At 59.8% G+C, this 25,268-nt stretch carries 19 protein-coding genes; 1 reads left to right on the top strand and 18 read right to left on the bottom strand.

All coding sequences use genetic code 11. The features are described from left to right. Position 1 precedes the first annotated feature (1 nt). The 14 genes from argH to DSM100238_RS07920 all read right to left on the bottom strand — a co-directional run bounded on the left by argH (position 2) and on the right by DSM100238_RS07920 (position 19,145). Positions 2-1,504, bottom strand: a complete 1,503-nt coding sequence (gene argH / locus DSM100238_RS07985) for an argininosuccinate lyase (protein ID WP_152356141.1) — start codon at positions 1,502-1,504, stop codon at positions 2-4. A gap of 220 nt (positions 1,505-1,724) precedes the next feature. After that, positions 1,725-2,963 (bottom strand): argininosuccinate synthase, encoded by a 1,239-nt coding sequence (locus DSM100238_RS07980; RefSeq protein ID WP_152356140.1) that lies wholly within the window; start codon positions 2,961-2,963, stop codon positions 1,725-1,727. Positions 2,964-4,081: 1,118 nt separating this feature from the next. Beyond that, on the bottom strand, positions 4,082-4,600 hold the full coding sequence (gene argR, locus DSM100238_RS07975; protein WP_152356139.1) for an arginine repressor: 519 nt from the start codon (positions 4,598-4,600) through the stop codon (positions 4,082-4,084). 14 nt (positions 4,601-4,614) lie between these two features. Further along, the gene (gene argF, locus DSM100238_RS07970) at positions 4,615-5,580 is read right to left on the bottom strand and encodes an ornithine carbamoyltransferase (protein ID WP_152356138.1); all 966 of its coding nucleotides are present in this window, start codon (positions 5,578-5,580) and stop codon (positions 4,615-4,617) included. 143 nt (positions 5,581-5,723) lie between these two features. Continuing rightward, positions 5,724-7,022: an acetylornithine transaminase gene (locus DSM100238_RS07965; RefSeq protein ID WP_152356137.1), complete on the bottom strand. Its 1,299-nt coding sequence runs from the start codon at positions 7,020-7,022 to the stop codon at positions 5,724-5,726. Then, positions 7,012-7,965: an acetylglutamate kinase gene (gene argB, locus DSM100238_RS07960; RefSeq protein ID WP_152356136.1), complete on the bottom strand. Its 954-nt coding sequence runs from the start codon at positions 7,963-7,965 to the stop codon at positions 7,012-7,014. Before argB ends, DSM100238_RS07965 begins: the two co-directional genes overlap by 11 nt. Positions 7,966-8,050: 85 nt before the next feature. Next, positions 8,051-9,220, bottom strand: a complete 1,170-nt coding sequence (gene argJ / locus DSM100238_RS07955) for a bifunctional glutamate N-acetyltransferase/amino-acid acetyltransferase ArgJ (RefSeq protein WP_152356135.1) — start codon at positions 9,218-9,220, stop codon at positions 8,051-8,053. After that, positions 9,217-10,311, bottom strand: coding sequence for an N-acetyl-gamma-glutamyl-phosphate reductase (argC, locus tag DSM100238_RS07950; protein ID WP_152356134.1), 1,095 nt, complete (start codon positions 10,309-10,311; stop codon positions 9,217-9,219). The genes argJ and argC overlap by 4 nt, the downstream gene beginning before the upstream one ends. A 136-nt stretch (positions 10,312-10,447) precedes the next feature. Further along, the gene (locus tag DSM100238_RS07945) at positions 10,448-11,215 is read right to left on the bottom strand and encodes a DUF4190 domain-containing protein (RefSeq protein WP_152356133.1); all 768 of its coding nucleotides are present in this window, start codon (positions 11,213-11,215) and stop codon (positions 10,448-10,450) included. 195 nt (positions 11,216-11,410) lie between these two features. Next, a complete protein-coding gene (gene pheT / locus DSM100238_RS07940; RefSeq protein WP_152356132.1) occupies positions 11,411-14,023 on the bottom strand; it encodes a phenylalanine--tRNA ligase subunit beta in 2,613 nt (870 codons plus the stop codon). 7 nt (positions 14,024-14,030) lie between these two features. Further along, the gene (gene pheS / locus DSM100238_RS07935; RefSeq protein WP_152356131.1) at positions 14,031-15,098 is read right to left on the bottom strand and encodes a phenylalanine--tRNA ligase subunit alpha; all 1,068 of its coding nucleotides are present in this window, start codon (positions 15,096-15,098) and stop codon (positions 14,031-14,033) included. A gap of 57 nt (positions 15,099-15,155) precedes the next feature. Then, on the bottom strand, positions 15,156-16,064 hold the full coding sequence (locus DSM100238_RS07930) for a TrmH family RNA methyltransferase (protein WP_152356130.1): 909 nt from the start codon (positions 16,062-16,064) through the stop codon (positions 15,156-15,158). A gap of 350 nt (positions 16,065-16,414) precedes the next feature. Then, positions 16,415-17,209 carry an ABC transporter ATP-binding protein gene (locus tag DSM100238_RS07925; RefSeq protein ID WP_152356161.1) on the bottom strand — a complete coding sequence of 265 codons (795 nt, stop codon included), beginning with the start codon at positions 17,207-17,209 and terminating at the stop codon, positions 16,415-16,417. Between the two features lie 196 nt (positions 17,210-17,405). Continuing rightward, positions 17,406-19,145, bottom strand: a complete 1,740-nt coding sequence (locus DSM100238_RS07920; RefSeq protein WP_152356129.1) for an ABC transporter permease — start codon at positions 19,143-19,145, stop codon at positions 17,406-17,408. A 238-nt stretch (positions 19,146-19,383) separates the two neighbouring features. On the opposite strand from DSM100238_RS07920, the gene DSM100238_RS07915 reads away from it, so the two are divergent. Continuing rightward, the gene (locus tag DSM100238_RS07915; protein WP_152356128.1) at positions 19,384-19,956 is read left to right on the top strand and encodes a TIGR01440 family protein; all 573 of its coding nucleotides are present in this window, start codon (positions 19,384-19,386) and stop codon (positions 19,954-19,956) included. Positions 19,957-20,140: 184 nt separating this feature from the next. On the opposite strand, the gene DSM100238_RS07910 is transcribed toward DSM100238_RS07915, so the two are convergent. The 4 genes from DSM100238_RS07910 to DSM100238_RS07895 form a co-directional block, all read right to left on the bottom strand. Next, positions 20,141-20,902 carry a hypothetical protein gene (locus DSM100238_RS07910; RefSeq protein WP_152356127.1) on the bottom strand — a complete coding sequence of 254 codons (762 nt, stop codon included), beginning with the start codon at positions 20,900-20,902 and terminating at the stop codon, positions 20,141-20,143. 166 nt (positions 20,903-21,068) lie between these two features. After that, positions 21,069-22,388 (bottom strand): beta-barrel domain-containing protein, encoded by a 1,320-nt coding sequence (locus DSM100238_RS07905; protein WP_152356126.1) that lies wholly within the window; start codon positions 22,386-22,388, stop codon positions 21,069-21,071. After that, complete coding sequence (locus tag DSM100238_RS07900) at positions 22,388-24,640, bottom strand: peptidase domain-containing ABC transporter (RefSeq protein ID WP_152356125.1); 2,253 nt, start codon at positions 24,638-24,640, stop codon at positions 22,388-22,390. Before DSM100238_RS07900 ends, DSM100238_RS07905 begins: the two co-directional genes overlap by 1 nt. After that, positions 24,637-25,268: calcium-binding protein (locus DSM100238_RS07895; RefSeq protein WP_338071671.1), on the bottom strand; the 632-nt coding region annotated here is incomplete at its 5' end. The genes DSM100238_RS07900 and DSM100238_RS07895, both read right to left, overlap by 4 nt.

Here is a 25,268-nt window from a genome sequence, read left to right as displayed (position 1 = left end):
ATCAGGCCAAGGATCCCGGAGTTTTGAAAGCGCTGCCGTCGCTGCGCGATGCTGCGAAATGCCTCAGTTCGACAACCTGGTTCTTCGCTGCGAGAATCTGTTCGCGCACCCGTGCCGGCGACGTACCGCCACGACCGTTACGCGCCGCAACCGACCCCTTGGTGGACAGGACTTCACGGACTTGCGGGGCTTTGTCAGCGGGCAGGAAGTCGCTGAACACGCTGATGAAATCGTCATCGGTCAGATCCCACAGTTCTTGGCCGCGGCCTTCGGCGAGTTTGACGCATGCGCCGGACAGCTCATGGGCATGGCGGAACGGCACTCCGTTGCGAACCAGCCATTCGGCGATGTCGGTGGCGAGCGCAAAACCGCGCGGAGCTTCCTGTTCAAGGCGTTCCTTATCGAAGACCATGGTGCGCAGCATGCCGGCGAACGCGGGCAGTACGACCTCGAGGGTGTCCACTTGGTCGAACACCGCTTCCTTGTCTTCCTGCAAATCGCGCGCGTACGCGGTCGGCAGGCCTTTGAGCGTGGCCAACAAGCCGGTCAGATCGCCGATCAGTCTGCCGGACTTGCCGCGGGTGAGCTCGGCGATGTCCGGGTTCTTCTTCTGCGGCATGATGGACGAGCCGGTCGAATAGGCGTCGTCCAGCTTGACGAACGCGAATTCCTGGGTGTTCCAGATGATGATCTCTTCACTCAGACGCGACAGGTCGATACCGGCCATGGCAGCGACGAAGGCGAATTCCGCGACCACATCACGGCTTGCTGTCCCGTCGATCGAGTTCTCGGTGACGCGGCTGAAGCCAAGCTCACGCGCAACGGCATCCGGATCAAGTCCCAAGGTGTTGCCGGCGAGCGCACCGGAACCGTAGGGGCTGGCGTCCGCCCGGCGATCCCAATCGACAAGACGTTGTACGTCGCGCAGCAGCGGCCAGGCATGAGCCATCAACTGATGGGCGAGCAGCACGGGCTGGGCGTGCTGCATATGGGTGCGGCCGGGCATGACGGTGTCTCCCGCCTGTTCGGCTTGACCGATCAGCGCCTGGACGACGTCGAGCAGCTGCCCGGCGATGAAGCGTGCGTGCCGGCGCAGCCACATGCGGATGAGCGCGGCGATCTGATCGTTGCGTGACCGGCCTGCGCGCAGTTTGCCGCCGAGCTCGTCGCCGGCGATGTCCAGCAGTCCGCGTTCAAGCGCGGTTGCCTCGTCCTCGTCCTCTTCGATGGGGGCGAAGGTGCCGTCATCGACGGAACGCTGAAGCTGGTCGAGCGCGGCTTCCATACGATTGAGCTCGTCCTTGGTGAGCAGTCCCGCACGACCGAGTGCGCGCGCATGCGCCCGTGATCCGGCGATGTCGTCGTCGGCGAGCCGCCAGTCGAACTGGGTTGATTTGCTCAGCCGCGCCAGCTCAGGCGAGGGACCGGATGAGAATCGCCCTCCCCACAGCGCGATTGAATGTTCCGGTGCGTTCGGTTGTTCCTGTTCGTTGTTTTGTTCCATGGACGTTGGCGTCTTTCTGTGTTGTCTGGGTTGGTCGGACTCGGCGTTGCCGGATTCGGCATTCCGCAGGCTTGTTGTGTCCTACCCTACACCGGTGATTCGTCAAACCGGCCGGATATGCCGGGAAGGCCATGGACCGGTGTGCCGGCATGGCCTTCCTTGATGATGCATTCCCCGCACGCTACCCTCTGTGCTGCGGGTTGCGCGTGCGGTGCATGGGTTATTCGACGGTGTTCTCCGGCACTTCGATGCCGTTGCCGAATTTCACGTCACGCGCGGCGGCGACCTTGCTCGGCAGGCCGTAGATTTCGATGAAGCCGTTGGACGCGTGCTGGTCGAAGCTGTCACCGGAATCGTAGGTGGCGAGGTTGTAATCGTACAGCGAGCTGTCGGAGCGACGTCCTGTCACGACGGCGCGTCCGCCGTGCAGGGTCATGCGTATCTCGCCGGATACGTACTTCTGGGTGTCTTCGATGAAGGCGTTGAGCGAATGGACCGCCGGGGAGAACCACTGGGCATCGTAGACGAGTTCCGCCCAGCGCTTGTCGATATCGCGCTTGATGCGGTGCTGTTCGCGTTCAAGGCAGCAGTTCTCGAGTTCCTGGTGCGCGGTGATCAGCGCGACAGCGCCCGGGGCTTCGTACAGTTCGCGGGACTTGATGCCGACCAGACGATCCTCGATCAGGTCGATACGGCCGATGCCCTGGGCGCCGGCGCGACGGTTCATTTCCTCGATGGCCTGCAACGGGGTGACGTCCTTGCCGTCGATCTTGACCGGGACGCCCTGCTTGAACTCGATGACCACTTCGTCTTCGACCGGCGGGAATGCGGGGTCGTCGGTGTAGGAATAGCAGTCCTTGGTCGGGGCGTTCCACGGGTCTTCAAGGAAGCCGGTCTCGATGGCGCGGCCCCACACGTTCTGGTCGATGGAGTACGGGCTCTTTTCCGTCTGGGTGATCGGCAGCTTGTGATCCTTGGCGAATTGGATTTCGACGTCGCGGGTCAGGGACAGGTCACGGATCGGGCTGATGGCTTTGAGTGTCGGGTCGATCGACTGGATGGAAACCTCGAAACGGACCTGGTCATTGCCCTTGCCGGTGCAGCCGTGCGAAATGGTGTCCGCGCCGAACTGATGGGCGGCACGCACCAGATGCTTGGTGATCAGCGGGCGGGAGATGGCGGAGACCAGCGGGTACACGCCTTCGTACATGGCGTTGGCCTTGAGGGCGAGCATGCAGTATTCGTCGGCGAACTCCTCGCGGGCGTCCACGACGTAGGCTTCGACCGCGCCGCAGGCGAGCGCGCGCTGCTTGATGGTTTCGAGGCTTTCACCACCCTGGCCGACGTCAAGGGACACGGCAACGACGTCTTTGCCGGTACGCTCCTTGAGGTACGGGATTGCCACGGAGGTGTCGAGGCCTCCGGAATACGCCAAGACGATGCGCTTGTTGTCGCTCATGACTGCCCTTTCTGATTGGAGTTCTTGCGAGTTGATACTGTAATTATATACAGACCTATGCATAAATATGCATTCACTGATATTCCGCGTGTCGTTTTTCTCGCGATCTTCGGTCACATGCCGCAACCGGTTTGATTGCGGCATGTGACCGCTTGCACATCGATGCGATGCGATGCCAAAGCGTGCGACGCAATGCGAGGGCGTGCGATGCGATGGCGAGCGCTTCGCCCAATCGGGCGGATGTGTCCACTGATGGGGCGGATACGACCGCTTGCGCTTGTAAGCAACCCCGCGGCGAATTCAGAAACCGCGAATTTCCGGCGTTCGCAGCGGAAATCATCATCGAGTGCGAGGATTGCCGACTTCCCGCCCCGGGGAGAATAGCTGCATACGCAAACCGTCCACGCTCTTGCCGGCAACCTCCCACTCTCACGGGTGAATAGCTGCGATGCATCCTATCCGCGAGTTCTTCCAAGGAACGGGTTCGAGTGCTCGACCAACATGTGTATCCGGAATCGGGCGTGAGGTGTTGTGATGTCAGACGCACTATGATTTCGCGCCCCGGTTCGCCTTTCGCGCCCTTCAAGAATGGGAGCCCGGAAATGTAGGCCCGGAATCCGCACAGGCAGATGGCGGCTCAAGGCATCAAGACATATGGTCGGGGTGATTGCGCCATATGGTGCATGCCCGGACATACACAACCCGCCGAACGACATGTCATCCCACCACATCCCGGCACCATCAGGCCAATCACGCATACCGCCACATACACAACACACCAAACAGACGACATTCCCCCGCCCCCACACGCAAAACCACCCAGACACGCATGCCCCGACATACGCAACTCGCCGGATACAAGACGACAACGCCACCAACCCGCGCCATCCGGCCAATCACGCATGCCACCACATACACAACGGGCGGGATGCTCCCAACGTCCGCTCCTGCGAGGCATCCCCTGACCAGCTCCACCACTGAACACACGTGTCGGCCTCTACCCCCGTGCATCCAGAACAGCCTCCCCCAAAATACTGTTACGCCCCTCTCCAAAACAGTTACGCCCGGCGAACCATCACTTGCAACGGTTCACCGGGCGCATACTCACAGCGTTCGCGTCAATCGCCACTCTGCTGGCTGTTGGAGGAAGCGATGCTCAGCAACCATTCGGCACGTGCAGCGGCAGACTGGTCATCCTTGCAGATGATCAGTACGGTGTCATCTCCGGCGATGGTACCGAGCACATCGTCAAGCGACTGACGATCCATGACGCTGGCCACATACTGCGCCGCTCCCGAGGGCGTGTGCACGACGACAAGATTGCGCGCCGACGCCACGGACGTGACCAGTCCGGAAAGGATACGCGACATCTGCTGCTGAGCCGATTTCGGCGTCGCCGACTGACCATATCCCAGCACATAGGCGACCGTCCCGTTTTCGAGACGTGTTTTGGTCGCGTTGATTTCCTCGAGGTCGCGGCTGAGCGTCGCCTGGGTGACCTCAATCCCCTCGTCCGACAACATGTCGGACAGCTGGGATTGAGAGGTGATGACGTGATGCAGAAGCATCTCCTCAATCGCACTGAGACGAGCTGCCCGTGTCGTTGGCCGTTGCAACGGCGTCTTCTTGTCTTCCATAACGTCCACGCAGCTTAGGCGAGCAGGCTTTCGTCGCCGCGCAACTGACCGGTCAGCCATGTCAGCAAGGCCTTCTGGGCGTGCAGGCGGTTCTCCGCTTCGTCCCACACCACGGACTGCGGTCCATCGATCACCGATGCGGTGACTTCCTTGCCACGGTACGCAGGCAGGCAGTGTTGGAAGAGCGCGTCCGGCTTGGCGAGCTTCATCAGTTCGTCGTTGACCTGGTAATCCCAGAACGGCTTGGAACGCTTCTCATACTCGTCCTCTTCGCCCATGGACACCCAAGTGTCCGTGAACACGCAGTCGGCGCCTTCGACCGCCTCACGCGGATCGGTGGTCACGAGGATGGATCCGCCATTTTCGGCGGCGATGCGCTTGGCGTCATCGACGATGCTCTGCTGGGGCAGATAGCCGTAAGGCCCGGCAATACGGACGTTCATGCCCGCGGTCGCTCCGGCGAGCAGGTAGGAGTTGGCCATATTGTTGGCGGCGTCCCCCAAGTACGCGATGGTCTGCCCGGCGAGCGCATCGACCCCACCGCGGAACTGGGCGATGGTCATGAAGTCGGCGAGCACCTGGCAGGGGTGGAACTGGTCGGTCAGCGCGTTGACGACGGGGACGGTCGCGGATTTGGCCATCTCTTCAACACGTTCTTGACCGAATGTGCGCCAGACGATGCCGTAGGCCATGCGAGTGAGCACGCGCGCGGTGTCGGCGACCGGCTCGCCTCGGCCCAACTGGGAGCCGGACTTGTCGATGACCAGCGGATATCCGCCGAGTTCCGCCACGCCGATCGAGAAGCTCGAACGGGTGCGGGTGCTGGGCTTGTCGAACAGCACGGCGACACCCTGCGGGCCTTCAAACGGCCGCTTGTAGAAGCGGTTCTCGCGGAATTTCAATCCAAGCGCGATGATTTGCTTCTGCTCGTCATGATTGACGTCATCATCGCGAAGCATGTGGCGCAACTGACCATCCATACGGTGTTCTCCAATCTCTATGTTCTCGTAATGCTCTTGGGGCCTCAACTATGGTGAGACCCCGCGGCCGTCCCCTTGTCCGGTACGGCCGAATCATCGGTCGCCGTGCCTGCCATGACCGTCACTGCGGGCACGGCGTGCCGTCAGTCGTCGGCGAGATCCGCTGGCACGCCCGCCATAATCGAAATGGCTTCGTCGACATCCCCCTCGCTGACGATCAGCGGCGGGGCGATACGCAAGGCGTCTGGCGCGACGGCGTTGACGATCAGCCCATGTTCGAGCATCCAGGCCATCGCCGCGTGCGCACATGGGTGCGCCAGTTCAACTGCGTCAAGCAGACCGGCGCCACGCGTGGATGTGAACAGCAGGTTACCTGTAGCCATGATGCCTTCGCGAAGCTGCTTGCCGCGCGCCCGGGCGTTGGCGAGCAGGTCATCATGTTCGATGACGCCCAACGTGGCGAGAGCGGCTGCGGCGCCGAGCGGATTGCCGGCGAAGGTCGATCCGTGTGACCCTGGGGTGAACAGGTCGGACAACTGCTGTCCGAAAGCGATCATGCCGCCCATCGGGAAGCCTCCCGCCACGCCTTTGGCGAAGGTGATGATGTCCGGGGTCACGCCTCCGGACAGCTCCTCTTGCTGGAAAGCGAACCAGCTGCCGGTACGCCCGATGCCGGTCTGCACTTCGTCGATGATGAGCAGCGCGTGATGCTCGTCGCACAGCTGACGTGCCTGGCGCACATACTCGGCTCCGACCGGCATGACGCCGGCTTCTCCCTGGATGAGTTCCATCATCACCGCGGCGACCGGCCCCTTGCCGTCCGCCGTGTCTGCGGTGGCGTCGAATGCCGCGGCGAGGGCTGCGACATCTCCGGGCTCAACGAATTCCACAGCCGGCACGAGCGGTTCGAAGGGCTTGCGGATGACGGGCTTCCATGTGGCGCTCAATGCGCCCAGGGTACGCCCGTGGAAGCCGTGGACCATGGAGATGATGCGGGCGGGTTTGCCGCCTTCTTCCGGCAATGCGCCAGGAAGTGTGCGGCCGTACAGCTTGGCGAGCTTGATGGCCGCCTCGTTGCCTTCGGCTCCCGAGTTGCCGAAATAGACGTGGGATCCTTCAGGGGCTCCGGCGAGTTCCACCAGTTTCGCCGCAAGTTCAATCTGCGGTTCGGTGGCGAAGTAGTTGCTGGTGTGGGCGACTTTGGCCGCCTGCTCGCTGACGGCTTTGACCCATGCGGGGTGCGCGTAGCCCAGCGAGTTGACCGCGATGCCTGCCAGGAAATCGAGGTATTCGTTGCCGTCGATGTCCCACAGACGGGTGCCTTCACCGTGGTCCATGACGCGCAGCGGGGTGCCGAATACGTTCATGTGCACTTGCGAGTATTTGCCGAGCCACGCTTTGTCTTTGGCTCCGAGCTGTTCGAGCTGTCCGTCAGTCGTCATAGGAACTCCTCATTTCCACACCGTCTTCGGGCACGACCATGGTGCCGACGCCTGCAGTGGTGAATATTTCGTTCAGGATTGAATGTGGTTTGCGCCCGTCGATGATATGCGCTTGGGGCACTCCCCCGTCGATGGCACGCACGCACGCCTCCATCTTGGGCCGCATGCCGCTTTCCAAGTCCGGCAGCATATCGCGCAGATTTTCAACGCCGATACGTCCGATCAGGGAATTGCGGTCCGGCCAGTCGGCGTACAAACCGTCCACGTCGGTGAGGATCACGAGCTTGCGGGCGCCAAGCGCAGAAGCCAGCGCCGCAGCCGCGGAGTCAGCGTTCACGTTGAGCACCTGGGTGGCGTCTTCCTCGTCTGGCGCGACGGAGGAGACCACAGGTATACGGCCAGCGGAAATCAAATCCTCGACCGCAGAGGCGTCGACGCTGACCACATCGCCGACAAGCCCGATATCGGTGGGTTTGCCGTCGATGATCGGCTTGCGTTTCATCGCGGAGAACAAGCCACCGTCCTCGCCTGACAGGCCGACTGCCATCGGACCGTGCGAGTTGATGTAGCCGACGAGTTCACGCGAGACCTTTCCGGTGAGCACCATACGCACGACATCCATCGCTTCAGGCGAGGTGACGCGCAGACCGCCTTTGAACTCGGATTTGATGCCCAACGCTTTGAGCATCTTGGAAATCTGCGGTCCACCGCCGTGGACGACGACGGGGTGCATGCCCACTTGGCGCAGGAACACCATGTCTTCGGCGAAGCACTGCTTGAGATGTTCGTCAACCATGGCATTGCCGCCGTATTTGATCACGATTCGTTGCCCTGCGAATTCCTCGAGCCATGGAAGCGCTTCGATGAGCACTTCGGCTTTCTGGTCCGCCCGCAGGTCGGTGTGCACGTCCAGGTGGTATCCCGGACCTTTCAATTCACTCATGCCGTTCTTTCTGTATTTCCATTCGTCTGATGCGACGCGCCTGATATGCCATACCCGGTATACTCCGCGCAGCGACCTTTGCGGATCAGCTTTCGTAATCGGCGTTGATGTGCACGTATTCGTGGGTGAGATCGTCGGTCCACACGGTTGCTTCGGCGTCTCCAGCGTTGAGGTATACGTCCACGCCGACTTCTCGTGGCGTCATGTCGACTTCGGAACGGTCGCGCCCGGTGCCGCCGCCCTTGCAGATGCGCACGCCGTTGACGTCGACGTCTACATGCGTCGGGTCGAAGGGGGCGACATCCGGAGGAACCGTGCCGAGCGAGCTGAGGATACGCCCCCAGTTGGGGTCGTTGCCGCTGACCGCGCATTTGAACAGGTTGGAGGCTGCGATGGCGCGGCCGCAAGCGAGGGCCGCGTCCTCACTGGTCGCCCCGTGAACGCTGATACGAATGTCGTGGCTGGCGCCTTCACCGTCGCCCACGATCTGGCGGGCGAGGGATGCGCAGGCTTGGCGAACGAGGTCGTTGAACTCGTCCGGATCCGGCTCGACCCCCGAAGCGCCCGATGCGAGCAACAGCACAGTGTCGTTGGTGGACATGCACCCGTCGGTGTCGATGCGGTTGAAGGTCGTCGATGTGCCTGCGGACAATGCCGCTTGCATGGCGCCTGGCGTGACGACGGCGTCGGTGGTGATGACGCACAGCATGGTCGCCAGCTGCGGGGCGATCATGCCTGACCCTTTGACCATGCCGCCGATGCGGTATCCTGTGCCTTCAAGCGCGACGGTTTTCGGTTTGGTGTCGGTAGTCATGATGGCGTGCGCGGCATCGGAGCCTGCCTGTTCCCCCGAATCAAGACCGGCGAAGGCGTTGCGAACGCCGGCAAGCACGTGGTCGAGCGGCAGCAGTTCTCCGATCAAACCGGTTGAGCATACTGCGACCTTGCTGTCTTCGACGCCGAGCAATCCTGCCGCCTCATGGGCGGTGGCTTGGGATTGTTCGAAACCGGGCTGTCCGGTGCAGGCGTTCGCCCCACCGGAATTGAGCACTACGGCCTTGAGATGACCGTCCGCCACCGCTTTTCGTGACCATTGCACAGGCGCCGCGCAGAACCGGTTGGAGGTGAATACGCCTGCAGCCGCGTCGATCGGGCCGTTATTGACTACGAAGGCGAGGTCGAGCTTGCCGGCTTTCGCGGAGATGCCTGCGGCGACTCCGGAGGCCGAGAATCCTTGTGCGAACGTTACACTCATGGTGCCACTCCAATCTTGGTCAGACCTTGATCCTCGGGAAGCCCCAAGGCGATGTTCAGCGATTCGACCGCCTGGCCGGCGGTCCCCCTGTTGAGGTTGTCAATTGCGGCGAAGGCGATGATCCTGCCTGCGTGCCGGTCGGCGACGACCTGGACATGCGCGGCGTTCGAGCCGACAACGTTGCCCGTGGCCGGCAGGACGCCCTGCGGCAGTACGGTGATGAAGTCCTGACCGGCGTATGCCTGTTCCCAGACCGCATGCAGCTGGTCGTCGCTCAAGTCCCGGGCGGCTTCGGTCATCGGCGCGCTGACCGTGGCGAGAATACCGCGGGCCATCGGAACAAGCACCGGGGTGAATGCCATCGAGAACTGTGATGCCTGTGCCGCTTGCAAACCGGCGGCATGAGCGAAGTTCTGCAGAATTTCGGGGATGTGCCGATGCGTGCCGCCCACTCCATAGGGCAACGCGGAGCCGAACGCCTCGGCGGCAAGCAGGTTCGTCCGCTTGAGATTCTTGCCCGCGCCCGAATAGCCGACGGCAAGGTCTGCGACGATACCGGTGCGTTCGACGAGCCCTTCAGCGATGCCCGGCTGCAATGCGAAGGTGGTCGCCGTGACATTGCACCCAGGCCCTGCGATGCGTTTGACGCCGGGCAATGCCGCACGCTGACGGGTATACGCGCCGTCGGCGGTTTTGCCGGTGATGAGTTCAGGCATCCCGTATGTCCAATGATCATAGAAGTCGCCGCCGTAGAAGGCGTCCCACGCGTCGCGTTCCTCGAGACGGTGGTCCGCGCCCAAATCCACGACGATGGACTGCGGGTCGAGTTTGGCGGCCAGAGCCCCGGATGCGCCGTGCGGCAAGGCAAGCACGATGACATCGTGCCCATTGAGCACTTCAGGAGTGGTGTCCTGCACCGTCAAATCCGCGAGTTGCGGGATATGCGGCATGTGTTTTCCCAGTCGGTCGCCCACCGAAGAATGGCCTGCGACGCAGGTCACCTCGAAATCGGGGTGCGACGCCAGAATGCGTAACGCCTCCCCGCCTGCATATCCGGTGGCTCCCGCCACCGCGACGGTGTATTTTGCCATATCACATCACTTCCCATGCATGATGGCTGCATATTCGATACAGCCAGTATAGCATACCTATACAGAAGTATGCATAACTATGCATGGGGTGTGTCGCATCAACCGACAACCAGACGCAGAACCCCCGCCTGCCAGATCAGGCGCTCAGCGAATCCGTTCCGCTGCCCGCGCCCCCGCCATACAGCTGGTTACCGATCATCTGATACACATCGGCAGAAGTGACGCCATTGACCAGCATCCACACCCACGCCACCGTGATCAGCACATCGATAACAACCGCTGCGATGGCGAAACCCCGGCCTTTCATATGGAACGTCTTGTCACGCCAAATCGACACGGCTCCAAGAATCGCGGGAAGAATAGGCAACCCCATCAGCGCGAAGACGAACGAGACGATCGCGGAACTGTCCCAGCGTCCATACAGCGGATTGGAAGACGGATCATTGACATCAATGCCGTTGAAATACCGCGGCTGATAACCAGGCTGACCGGGCAGCGGCGTTCCGTTCCCGACTTGTTGCGGCCACGCGCCTTGCGGCCCATACGGATACTGGCCATATGGCTGGTTTGGATTCTGCCCGGGCTGCTGGTATTGGTTCGACGGGTATTGCGGTTGGGTATTGCCCGGCCATTGCCCCTGCTGCGGTCCGTCCGCCCACGGCATAGCCGTTTGGGGATTGCCGACCTGCTGCTCTGAAGGCGAAGCATCGGCAGCCTGACGCTTGTTGCGATTGCTGTCATCGTCGCGACCGAACGGGTACGGATTGTAATCGGCGGGGAACTGACTGCGCATGGCGCCGTATTCAGGTGCCCCGGACTGGCCTGTCCGCGCAGATTCGGCATATCCGCCCGTTGTCTGCTGCGTTTGGGGGGCCGTCTGTCCGGGACGATCGGCTTCGCTCATGGTTCCTCCTCGTTGTCTCGCGATGCCGTGCACCGCGGTTGCCGTTGTCCGGCAAGCCATCTGCCGGCTGAACAGCCTGTCAGCCATATACACGACTGCCGGCACCCAAACCGGGAGCCGGCAGAAGTCAACGGGCTTCCGGGTGTGCGCCGCTTGCGCACACCACGATAGCACCCTTGTCAGCGTAACCGCCGATTATGCACGCAATTGCGCGCCAAGCTCAGCGGCGGCGTCGGTGACGGCCTTACGAACCGTGACGCTGTCCTGCGAGTCGAACGTCTTGTCCGTAGAACGGAAGACCACCGAGAACGCGAGCGACTTCTTGCCTTCACCGAGCTGATCGCCGGTGAACACGTCGAACAGTTCAATGGATTCAAGCTGGTTGCCTGCCGCCTTGCGGATCGCAGCTTCAAGCTGAGCGGCGCTCACCGTATCAGGGACGGTGAACGCAAGGTCCTGCTTGACCGGCGGGAAGGTTGAAATCGGCTTGGCTTGCACGGGCTTGCCATCAAGTGTGCCGAACAGCGCGGTCAGATTGAGCTCGAAAGCGGCGGTATGCGCCGGGAATTCGAGCGCATCGTTGACGTGCGGATGCAGCTCGCCGACCATGCCAACCTCGGTTTCACCGGCCATCACCTTGGCGGCGCGGCCCGGATGCCATTGCGCAGGAACATCGGCGGCCGCCGGCTGCGACAACGTCAGATGCGCGCCCAGACGGTCGCTGATCCGCTGCACAGCCTCAACCGCGTCAGACCAATCGACGTCACGATGCACGCCCAGCCAGCCGGTTTCCTCAGCCTTGCCGGCAAGGATGCCAGCCACGTGAAGCGGCTGGTCCGGCAGACCTGCGTCCAACGCCTTGAGTTGTTCGTCGGTCGGCTTGACGCCGCCGGGGAGCGCCGGGATGGCGGGGGCGTTCGGATCCCACAGGTACACATGCCCGATTTCATACAGGCTGACGTCCTCAATGCCGCGACGCAGATTGCGCTGCACGGTGTGAGCCAGGGTCGGCAGGACTTCGCGGCGCAGGAACGGACGGTCTCCGGCGAGCGGGTTCGCGATTTCCACGCTGACGGGCTTGACCGCGTCGGCGTCATAGGAGAACGCCTTGTAGTCGGCGTCGCCGACGAACGGGTAGCTCAGCGTCTCGACCATACCGTATTCGGCGAGCTCGTTGGCCACCTCACGGCGATGACGCTGGTCAGGGGTCAGGCCGACAGCACCGGATACGGGGGCCGGCGGCACGGTGGTCGGAATTTGGTCGTAGCCGACCAGACGGGCGACTTCCTCGACCAAATCGCACGGCTCGTTCAAATCAGGACGCCACGTCGGCGGGGTGACGGAGAATTCGCCATTGCCGCCGCCGGCGACCATGCAGCCGATATCGGTGAGGATATCGCTGATCTTGTTGACCGGAGTATCAAGGCCTGCGACGCGACGAACCTCGTCGGCCTTGAAGTGGATAGGACGACGACGCGCAGGCGTGTTGTTCACGTCGGTAGGATGCTCAGACGGCTCACCGTTGCCGTACTTGGTCATCAGTTCGGCTGCCATCTGCGCGGCTGCCGGCTGCAATGCGAAGTCCACGCCGCGTTCGAAACGCTTCGACGCCTCGGAAGGAATCTTGTGGCGACGGGCAGAACGCGCGATGGTGACCTGGTCGAAATGCGCGGATTCCAGCAGCACGTTCTTCGTTTCGGCGGTCACTTCGCCATACAGGCCGCCCATCACGCCGGCGATGCCGAGGATGCGTGAACCGTGCTGGCCGTTCGGCGAATCCGTAATCAGCAGGTCCTCCGGGCTCAGGTCATGGTCCTTGCCGTCGAGCGTGGTGAGCTTCTCGCCCGCCTTGGCGCGGCGCACAACGATCGGGCCTTCGATCTTGTCCAAATCGTAGGCGTGCATCGGCTGGCCCAAGTCAAGCATCACGTAGTTGGTGACGTCCACAGCGAGCGAAATGGACCGCATGCCCGAACGTATCAGACGGCGACGCATCCAGTTCGGCGTATGCGAGGACGGGTCGAAATTGCGCACCGCACGAGCATAATAGCGGTCGCAACCGGGGACACCGTGAATCGGGTTGTCATCTTCGATGGACACTTCGATGTCGGACGGGGTGCCAGCCGCCACAGCGGTCAGATCCGGCGCCTTCTCGTTGAGCTCAATCACCGGATCGGTGAACTTCGCACCGGTGGAATGATGGTATTCGCGCGCCACACCGCGGTAGGAAAGCGTGTACCCGCGATCCGGGGTGATGTTGATCTCGAGGATCGGCTGGTCAAGATGCAGCAGGTGCATCGCGTCGTCGCCGGGCTTGAGCGCCTCATACTCGTCAGGCGTGAAGCCGTAGTTGCGCAGCAGGATGATGCCGTCATGGTTGTCGCCGAGTCCGAGTTCGCGTTCGGAAGCGCACATGCCGTCGGACATATGCCCGTAGGTCTTGCGCGGTTCTATACGGAAATCACCGGGCAGCACAGCTCCCGGCAGCGTGACGACAACCTTCTCGCCGGCGGCCATATTCGGCGCTCCGCACACGATGCCGCGCGGCACCTTGTTGCCGTTCTCGTCAACGGCATTGTATTTGTCGCCGACATCCACATGGCACCAGTTGATGGTCTTGCCGTTCTTCTGCGGTTCCGGCGTGGCATCCACCACATAGCCGACCACAATCGGACCGGTCACCTGGGAAGCATGAATCTGTTCCTCTTCGAGACCGACCTTGACAAGGTCCTTGGCAAGCTGTTCGTAGGTCAGGCCCTGGGGAACCTCGACGTGTTCCTTGAGCCAGTCAATATCAACCATAGGCATGGGTCAATCACTCCCCCATCACAAACTGTTCGCTGAAGCGCACGTCACCTTCGACGAGGTCGTGCATGTCGTTGATGTCGTGGCGCAGCAGAAGCGTACGCTCCATGCCGACGCCGAACGCGAAGCCGGTGTAGACCTCCGGGTCAAGCCCCGCGGACTTGAGCACGTTCGGGTTGACCATGCCGCAGCCGCCCCATTCGAGCCAGCCGGCGCCGCCCTTCTTGTCAGGGAACCACAGGTCAAGCTCGGCGCTCGGCTCAGTGAACGGGAAGTAGCTCGGACGCAGACGGGTCTTGGCCTCGGGGCCGAACATGGCGACGGCAAGCTTGTCCAGCACGCCCTTGAGATCGGCCATGGTCAGATGCTTGTCCACCGCAAGCGCCTCGCACTGGTGGAACACCGGGGTGTGGGTGGCGTCGAGCTCGTCCGTGCGGAACACACGGCCCGGGGACGCGATATACAGCGGAACCCCGCGGGTAAGCAGCGCGCGCACCTGGTCGGAGGAAGTCTGCGTACGCAACACCATGTTGGAGCCGACGAAGCCCGCAGCATCCTTGGCCTGATTGCCTTTGACATAGAAGGTGTCCTGCATTTGGCGAGCAGGATGGTCCGGGCCGAAATTCAATGCGTCAAAGTCATACCATTCGGTTTCCACTTCAGGTCCTGCAGAAATCTGCCACCCCATGGAAATGAAGAAATCCTCGACATCTTCCATAAGCCTGGGCAGCGGATGACGTGCGCCCAAGGGCTTACGCCGAACCGGCAACGTCATGTCGACCGTTTCGGCTGCGAGGGCACGTTGCTCTTCTTCAGCCTTGATCTGCTGCTGCTTGGCGCCGAATGCACGCCCGAAATCGGCGCGCAGCTTGCCCATCAGCTTGCCGGCTTCCTTCTTCTGGTCGGCGGGGAGCGAGCCAATGGCCTTGCTCGCTTGCGTCATTGCCGATTCCGCACCCGCATACTGGGTTTTAATGGCTTTCAATTCCTCCGAGCTGGAGGCTTTTTCGATCTTCCCGATGCCTTCGTTGACCGCTGCGGTCACCGCCTGTGCATCGAATACCGCGCTCTGTGCCACGAGTACCCTTTCTTATTTCAGTGAAACGTCGCTCTTGCTCAAGCCGTTGTACCGTCTTCACATTTTCCCAATATGACTCGACATAGCCAGACTCATGAGCATGACCGCCGCACTGGTCGCCAGATTCAACGATTCGGCCTTGCCGTAAATCGGAATGGCAACGACACGGTCCGCTTGCTCGACCAGTCCCGCCGGAAGACCGCGCGCCTCATTGCCGAACAGCACGGTAAGCGGACGGCTGGAGTCCTGCAGTTCGTGTTCCAGCATGTGGCCGCGTTCGCCGAGCAGACCCGGCAGCTGTTCGGGGGCCCGATCCGGCGTGCCATGTACGTCGGCGGCGACCAATGTGCTGTGCTCGCCAGCGCACCAACCAAGGAAATCCTGGGTGGTCATGGTCAGGACCGGCACATGGAACAGCGATCCTGCGGTGGCGCGGACGACTTTCGGATTGAATCGATCGACGCTGTCATCAACGAACACCACAGCGTCGCACCCCGCGGCGTCCGCCGCACGAATCACGGTACCGGCATTGCCGGGATCGCGCACCTGCCAGAATGCGGCGACCATCGGATGATCGGACCAGTCGATGTCATCGGGGTCGTCGTGCATGCGCTGGGTGAGACCGACTGCGGCGATGCCTTGGCAATCGCTGCTGATCTGGTGCATCACTTGGGCTGTGGCACCGTGGATGTACAGCCCGCCCTGCTGGCCTGCACGCGGATTATCGAGCGCTTCACGGTAGATCTCGGCGATGGTCTGGTTCGCCGGCTGCGGATCGTCTCCGCTCATCTGCACGTACAGGTCGGTGATGACGTCGGGACGCCAGCGAATCGCTTCGCGCACGGATTGCGGTCCTTCGATGAGGAACCGTCCGGAACGTTCGCGTTGCGACTTGGACTCCAAACCGGCGATCTTGCGCACGCGATCGGCGTGGGGATTGCTCAATATCTCATTGTTCATCGGCATACTGCCAACTGTACGCGGCGGCGGCTACCGGGGTGCGGCGGCTACCTGACGTGGCGGCGGCTACCTGACGTGGCGTGCGAGAATCCGCTCACACGCCGTGCGCCTCCCTCCATACAAACTGGCTACGCTGAGCGCGACCTAGGCGTAACCAGTTTGTAAAAGGGGAAGGCAAGGGTCTACTGCCGGCGCAACCAGCGGGACAGCAATGCAGCATCAGACGCACCCTCCATACAAACTGGCTACGCTGGGCAAGACCTATGCGTAACCAGTTTGCATAAGGGAAGGCCTGTGTTCCGCCCGAGCGAGAGACAGGGCGTAGGCGTAACCAGTTTGTATATAGGGACAATGGGTTACTGGGCGGCTGGGCGCTGTCTTGCCGAACGCACCCCTGAACCCGCAGACGCCGAACGCACAGCAGACGGGCGTTGGCGAGTCGTCCGCCGCAATGGCGCCAGTTCGAACACCTCGTCGGAAGCTTGCGCGACCTGTGGGCTGTGGGTGACGATGATCACGCATCTGCCATCATCATGGGCCAAAGCACAAAAGATATCCATGATGTCCTCCTGCGTACCCATGTCGAGATTGCCGGTCGGCTCATCCGCCACGACGATTTGCGGGTCGTAGCTCAGCGCCCGCGCGATCGCGACCCGCTGCTGTTCGCCGCCGCTCAAATGCAGAATCCGCTCGTTGGCGTAATCCTCAGGCAAATGCACTTGCGTCAACATGCGCCGCGCAATCTGACGTTTCGGCTCATCGAAGCGCTTGCCGGACGCGCCAAGCGAAAGCATGATGTTCTCGGCGACGGTCAGTTGCGGCAACAGGTTGAAACTTTGGAAGATCACGCCGATATCATGGCTGCGATACCGGTATCGATCCTCCTTGGACAAATCCTTGCCCTGGTACAGAACCTGTCCTTCGGTGGGGACGGTCAGCCCGGAAATCAGCGACAACAGCGTGGTCTTGCCTGAGCCGGACGGTCCGGTGATTGCGTAGACGCGTCCCGGCAGGAAGCTGCGGGAGATATGCTGCAGCACACGCTTGCCGCCTTTCGTGTACGCGTAGCTGACATCGCGGAGTTCGAGGATCGGCGTATGGGCTTGGCCCGTCACGGTCTGCACGCCTGTTGATTCCTGTGTCGCCGGCATGCGGGCGACGTCATCGGCTACTGCGGCCTGTGGTTCATTGTTCATGGTTGCTCCATTCGGTGCTCTTCCGTCCCGACATCGGAACCTCGGGATGCAAGGGCACGGTTCATTCGATTACGGTTCGATTGGCGCCGTTCGATTGGTTGCCGTTCGATTGGTTTACGATTCGATTGGCTTGCGATCGGTTCGCTTTCGGTCAGGACCTGTCGGCGAGGATTTGCAACGGCTCGTATCGCATGACGACAATCACCGCCGCGAGTGAAGCCAGTATGGTCAATGCGAGACCGATCAATATCAGTTGTCCGACGATTTTGAGGTTCACGGAGGCATTGACGGTGGACACGTAGTTCACTGCGCGAGTCATCATCTTGCCGCCGGTCGGCTGTGCCGGTGCCTGACCGGTGGTCGATGTGTCAGCGTTATTCGACGACGAGCCGGACGAGCCGGACGAACTGGACGAATCAGAAGACCCAGAAGATCCCGACGAACCCGGAGCCTGCATGCCACGACCAAACTGTTGCTGCTGGCTGGCTTGCTGGCTTTGCTGCGAGGCAACCTGGCTGGCAAGCAGCTGATTGGACACCGGCACCGAAGCGACCGCACCGCCGGCGACACCGATTGCCAAGCCGATCATGGTGACGACGAACACCTCGACCACGAACTGCATGGCGACTTTCGCCTTATTCACGCCGATTGCCGTGAGCACACCGATTTCATATTTGCGTTCTCGGATGTTGAACAGATTGAGTGCGACCAGCACGATCGCGCCGACTGCAAGCACGATGATCAGCAGGGTCAACGCGAACTTCGCCAGGTTATCCAACGGTACAAGGCTCTGCTCGTATTCCTCAACGTCGGCGGACTGGACTGTGTAATCGCTGGACAGCCCCGCCTTCTTCACGTCGGAGACGAAGGTTTCGTATGCATCCTTATTGGCGAAAACGTAGGTGAAACTCAGTTGAGCCGCACTATCGGAGTCCGACGAGGAGTCCAGTCCCAGTTTCTTGAGCGTCGATACTGACGTGTAGATGGCATTCGCCGGGTCAGCGGCGGTCGAGCTTCCCGGCCTGCCCATGGTCTGCGACGAATCCGACGTGTTCTTGTAGATGCCGACCACGGTCAGCTTGTACGTCGTCGATGAATCCGACGCGTTCGCCACACTGATGGTGTCGCCGACCTTGAGATTGTTGAAGGTGGCGAGCGACTGGGAGATGATCACGTCCCCGTCCGAAGATGAGGTGTAGCCGAACACCTCGCCGGATGTCATGGTGAAACTGCCGTTGGCGGCGTTCTCGACCGCGGTGTCGGAGGAGAAGCCAACGAGCGAGAAATCACCGGACTGCTGCACCATGCCGCCTTTGCCGCCCTGGCTACCTTGGTCACCTTGGTCGGGCGCGTTGGCGGAAGGCTGATTTCCGGTATTTGCGGACGACGGGTCCGAACTTGACGACGAATCCGAACTTGACGACGAATCCGAACTTGACGACGAGTCCGAGCTCGATTCCGAACTTTCTACGGGCTGGAAGGAGTCGGCCGCCGCCAACGATGTCGTTTCCGTGTAATACGTGGATTTCACCGCGCTTGACGCCTTCGCATACTTCTGATACTCACTCAGGCTCAACTGTTTGTCGCTCAACGCGCTGCGCATCGACTCGAAATCGGGTTTGCCGTCCGACGAGGACGACGAGCCGGAGGATGACGTAGACGACGAGCTTGCCGAAGCCTGCGACTCACTCATGAGCTTTGCCCTGTCCACGCTGATCTGCGCGGTGACGGTGGTGTTGCTCAAGCCGGTGTCCCGAGCAGTCTGCGCCGCCTGCCGAATCGCCAGACCGATGGTCGCGGCGGATGCGATGATCGCCACGACGATGATGATCAGGATATTACGTCCCTTATTGCGTACAACATTGTTCCATGCGTTGTTCAGTACGAACATACGTTCTTCCTTTACGACGTTTATATCCGTCTTGTGACGGCATGGTTCCAGTCAAGCGCCTGATTATGCTAAAACGCTTTCTCACTGCTCGGATTCCCATCGGATATCTCTTGGACGGCACTGCCGAATATCCTGAAAAACGCTGAAAACGGCATGGGTGATGGCATATGGTTTGGCATCGTGCCGTGTGATGAACCGAGCGGATTCCGCGTGACATAGCGCTAGTACAATCGGCGGTATGCAGAAACAGGATTTCGAACAGATCAGGCAGCAGACCGCGCAGGCAGTGCGTGAGGTCCTCGAGGCGGCGCATCTGTCCGCCGGCGATATTTTCGTCATCGGATGCTCGTCCAGCGAGGTGCTCGGCGAGCAGATCGGCACCCATACGTCCATGGATGTGGCGCCGTACCTGTTCGAAGGCGCCCAGTCAGTACTGAAACCGGCGGGAATCTTCCTCGCCGCACAATGCTGCGAGCATTTGAACCGCGCGCTGGTCATCGAGCAGGAATGCCTTGAACATTACGGCTTCGATCAGGTCAACGCAATCCCCCAGCCCAATCATGCGGGTGGCGCGTTCGGCACCATCGCCTACCAATCGTTCGACCATCCGGTTCTGGTCGAGGATATCCAAGCCAAAGCGAAAGCCGGCATCGATATCGGCGGCACGCTCATCGGCATGCATATCCACCCGGTGGTTGTTCCGCTGCGCATCTCCATGGACATGATCGGCAAGGCGCACATCATCTGCGCGCGTTACCGTCCGAAGTACATCGGCGGCAGCCGGGCCATCTACGACGAAAAGCTGATGTAAGCGGTAGGAGCAGTTCTTCTGCTTCTGCCGACACTGAGGAGCGTGTCAGTGTCGGCAGAAGCAGGGATTGGCATGGCACCGGTGCCGATACGCAGGAACGCAGGAACGCAGGAACGCAGAAGCGCAGGAACGTAACGAAACACACCCACACACGGGCCATGTGAGGAGACCCGAAAGCCCGTGACTATTCGGTGGTCGCCCCAGTCGTCTTGCCAAGCAGCCCGAAGTCAACAGTGGACATGAGTATCGTCTGCGTGAGCATCGTACGATAATTCTCACGGACATCGGTAGCGGTACCATCGCCGTTCGTCTGGATATGACGAAGGAAATCAACCATCAGGCATGAGAATAGGATCACCGCTTCTTTCGGATTGCTGCACACCATGCGAATAGACGGCTCCCACATATCCCACAGCTGATTGCCATGTGCAACCGTGGTTCTCCAGCTTCCGCCAAGAATCTGATGTGACCCATTGCCGACCATCGAACCGACAACAGTGTCGGCAATGCCCTGAATGTCAAGATCAGCACCATCCGGGTAGACGTTCCGGTACCCGAACCGCACGAGACCCGCCACGCTGTAATCCTGCATATTGAGCAGATACTGATCCAACGCCGGCCCCATCACCCACCGGCTGCCATCGGAACCCATCACCGTGTCAAGACGCAAACCCGAAGGTACACCCGAGTACACTGCCGCATACTGCGCGGCATACGCGGCAATGAGTGCCACAGGATCCGCCATCTCACTGGCCTGAACAACACCGTTGATCGAGCACATCCGCTCAAGACGCGCGTAGAACGGCCCCTCCGCCACGGCCAGACCATGCAACAGGTCGCGCTGCTTCTCCTTACGCACCCGCGCGAAATAGATCCTGTCCTGCAAGGTCGGCTTGGGCATCGGCTTTGAATACGCCGGCCAGCCGTTCGTTGGTTCATTCATCATCTCTGCTTTCTCTTTGACGATTTGGGTTGTGCTTGGGGCCGTGCGGGCTACCCCACATCAGGTGTCAGACGTAATGCCAGAGGCATGCCAGCACCCATTGTATTCTGATGACTGCGGAATCCCGCACCGATTCCGCCCATACTGTGCGTGTTAACGTTTGCATGATTTACCGTTGAGTGAACGTGTCGTGCGCTCCCTTCTTCAGCGAATCCAAAAAGTACCCGATGATGGTGCGCGTACCGGTTTTCACTTCGACTTCAACAGGCATTCCGGCACGCAATGGCAAGGATTTTGGATACTTCGACAATGCTATACGCGCCCGGTATGTCTTCTCCTGCGCAGAAGATATTCCACGTTCAGAGCTGCCAGAGTTTGAATTCCTTGAAGCTGCCGATGACGTATCGGCCACTGTCGAATCCGGTGCCAGATACGTTATTTTTCCAGTAATCACGCCATAGTCAGAATATGGATATGCACTCACCTTTATCTCAGTGACCGAGCCGACATGAATCTCTCGTAATTCTGAGGCAGGAATAGCACAGTCGACCACCATACCAGCATCTTTCGGAATGATTTTGAGTAACGCGGTCCCAGATGACACCAAAGTCCCGACTGCCGGCTCCCCTAGGCCGCTCACCACACCTGAGGCAGGTGCGACGATTGTACTCCTGGAGATCGCAAGCACCTGTTGTCTCAACGTTGCCTGATACTGTGCGCATTGCGAAGCGTTTTGTTCCATTGCCTGCAGAATAATAGCTCGCTCTTGATCGGCATCGACGTTGAGCAACGCTCGGGAAGCATCAACGGTACGAGCCGCGCTACGCAACTGGTCGAACAATACCGGGTCTTTCAACGCATGCTGTACGAAAATGTCCTTCGCGACATCCGACACATTGCGTCCTAGCTGCTTTTGCTTGGATGTGTCCGCAGTCAGCACAATGTTGTCCGCCTGCTGAGATGCCGTTGCGGACAGGAAACCGGAGATCTGATTATCCGTCGAATCCGCGGTCACATCGGTATCTTGTCCATCCAGAACCTTCTGATACTGATTGTTTTGCGCCACCATGACCAGAATCTGCCGAGCGGCAATCACCGCCTGCCCCATGGCGTCGTCATCATCCAAGGTCATCAACGTTTGCCCTGAACGAACAGTATCCCCGTCTCTTACATCGATACTGTCAATCGCCCCTCCTTGGCTGGTTGACACAACCGAAATACCCTGTTCAGGCTCGATATCACCTTGTGCCGTTACCACGACATCAGTTCGAACCGCCGAACACGCCACGATGACGGCTACGATACATGCGGCAACCGTCCAGATAATCACCTTTCCCGCAGGGTGAGATGGTTTTTCAATGATTTCAATCATTTCGGGCAGAAAATCATAATAGAGGCCATCGGCACCATCCGCATGGCGAGCAAGATATGCATCCTCCGCACGTACACCGGTCTGTTCTTGTATCTTCTTTCGATGCTTACGGAACATCAGCACACCTCCCCCTTACGCTGAAGTTCGTGGAGCCTCCAATACAAGCCATGGGATGCAAGCAGACGCTGCGGAGTGTCATACTCCTTCACACGCCCGCGATCGACGACCATGATTCTGTCCGCCTGTTCGATTGTCGAGAGTCGATGCGCAACGATGATAACCGTTCTGCCCTTGCAAATCGCTTTCAGATTATGCTGGATAATACTCTCCGACTCATAATCAAGCGCCGAAGTCGCCTCGTCGAAAATCAGAATACGCGGATCATCGATAATCGCGCGCGCTATGGCAATCCGCTGTTTCTGTCCGCCTGACAATCCAACACCCTTTTCGCCGATTATGGTGTCATAACCGTCCTGAAGTCCAAGGATGAATTCATGCGCACCAGCCAATTTCGCTGCCGCGACAATACGGTCCGTACCTGCGCCAGGACAACGAATAGCGATATTCTCAGCGACAGTACCGGAGAACATGAAATTCTCCTGAAGTACAACACCGATATTCCCCCGCAGCCACGAGGGGTCCGCCAAGGAGATATCCATGCCATCTATGGAAATCTTGCCGGCCTGGGGCACGTAGAGTCGTTGTATGAGCTTGGTGATGGTACTTTTCCCAGAACCGCTCCTGCCACAGACACCTATAGTCATCCCCGCGGGAATCGAGAAGCTCATATCCTCCACCGCGCACGGGGTATCCGGTCGGTATCTGAACGACACATGATCGAATCGCACATTCCCATGTACCTTCGGCAGTTGTATTCGATCAGCTCCGACTCCAGGCTCAGGCGGGGTCCCGAAAATATCACCGATACGGCTCACTGACATTGAAGCCTGTTGGAAGTCCTGCCAGAGCTGAACGAAACGCAGCACCGGGCCACTAACACGTCCCGCAAGCATTCGGAATGCCACCAGCTCACCAACCGAGAATGTCCCGTTCATCACTGCTTGAGCGCCAAGGAACAACACCAGCAAGTCAAAGGCTTCCTGGATGAATTTTCCGATGGCATTCGCATTCCCTGCAACAATGGAAGTCCGATATCCCGCTGTGGCATACCGGGATTGCAGTTTACCCCACTTGCGCTCCAGCCTCGGCTCGAGTGCAAACGATTTCACCGTTTGCACTCCCCCGATGCTCTCCACAAGAAACGACTGAGCTTCAGAACCAGCATAGAATTTCTCATCAAGTCGCCGACGGAACATCGGGGTCACCGCAGCGGACAACACCGCAAACACGGGAATCGAAGCGATGACCACAAACGTCAAAGGAACGCTGTAGAAGAACAGCACGACGATATACACCACGATGAACACCACATCAAGGAGCGATGACAACGGCGTACCCGTCAGGAACGACCGGATATTCTCAGCCTCACGCATCCGGGCAACGGTCTCGCCGACCTTACGTGATTCAAAATAGCGCAACGGCAGCGCGAACAGATGACGGAACAACCGCCAGTTGATGGTGACATCGATACGATTCGTCGTATGCGAGAATACATAGTTTTTCGCAATACCAAGAACCAGCTCGAAAACATACCCTATCAGCATGGCGATGCTGAGCATCACCAACACGGACACCTCACGATGCACCAGTACCTTGTCCACCACAACCTGTGTCATCAGCGGTGTCAAGATGCCAATCAACTGGATGACGAATGCGGCGAGAAACACGCACACGAAATCCTTCTTGAATTTCAGCACCGATTGCAGGAACCATCGGAACCCGAAACTCACATCGCCACTCATCATGCTCTTATCGCTCAGCACAACAATCGAGCCGGTGAAGAACGACCACAGCTCATCTATAGTCACCCGGCGAGCAGATCGTTCCTGAGGAAACAGCACCAGAGCATGTGTCTGACCCTGAGGCGATTGCTCAACACGCGCCAGTACAAAGAACGAACCGTCATTGCATTGGGCAATCACCGGAGAGGTGATTGAACTCGCATGCTTATGGTCGATTTTTCGTGGCTTTGCCCGTAAACCCACTTTCCGTGCAAGATGCACAAGCCCCGCCATATCAAGAGGATGCGCAGAGAACCGTGTAAGCTGCTCAACCTGCCCTGGCGACACTCGGGCATGCAGGAGCCCGGCAATTATCAGCAAACACGAAATCGCTGAATCTTGGATTGATTCATGTGCCGATTGTCCTGGTTGCTCAGCCTTGGGTTCAGTTCCATCATCTTGGACAGACTGGCTGACCTGTCCGGTATTCTCTGTTACTTTCAACTGTTGTTCGCGCTGATCTGTCATTGCTTGTCCACCCACAATTGGCTGGTGGCATCCTGAGCGACCGTGCTTTCAGACACTGCAGTTGAAGAAGTGTCCGAAGCGGTGGTATCGGCGGCCGGGGCAGCAAGCTGCTGGGCAAGCTGATCAGTCTGCTGCTGAACATCAGCATAGGCGTACGTACCGTTCATAATGCTTGCGACATCATCATTGGACAGTTTCGTACCGTCATCGAACGAATAGGAGAAGTTGCTGTAGGACGAACCACGGTAATAATCATTGACCGTGACAGAATCACCGGTTTTCGTGAAGGCAAGGTTAAGGTTGTCACCATCACGCTGTGCAGACAAATCACGCACTTGGTAATCGTGGAAGGTGATTGAGTTGCTGCCTTCGGAATCAGAGATCTTGTCGGCTCCGAATCCCGCATTGAAAATGTAGGAATCGTTGCCGTAGCCTCCTTCCAACGTATCGTTGCCTTCACCACCGATGAGAGTGTCATCGCCACTGTTACCGGCGAGCGCATCGTCGCCCAGGCCGCCCACCAGCGTGTCCGACGCCCACGAACCCGTCAGCCGGTCATCACCGGCGCCACCGGAAAGCGTCTCCACGCCGTTGAAGTTGAACCCGCCGGAATACCCGGCCAGCTCGT

This window comes from Bifidobacterium apri (genome assembly GCF_009299485.1).
In the GTDB taxonomy this organism is placed as follows: Bacteria; Actinomycetota; Actinomycetes; order Actinomycetales; family Bifidobacteriaceae; genus Bifidobacterium; species Bifidobacterium apri.
Note: the sequence above shows the minus strand (reverse complement) of the source record. Positions and strands in the feature narration are given on the sequence as shown.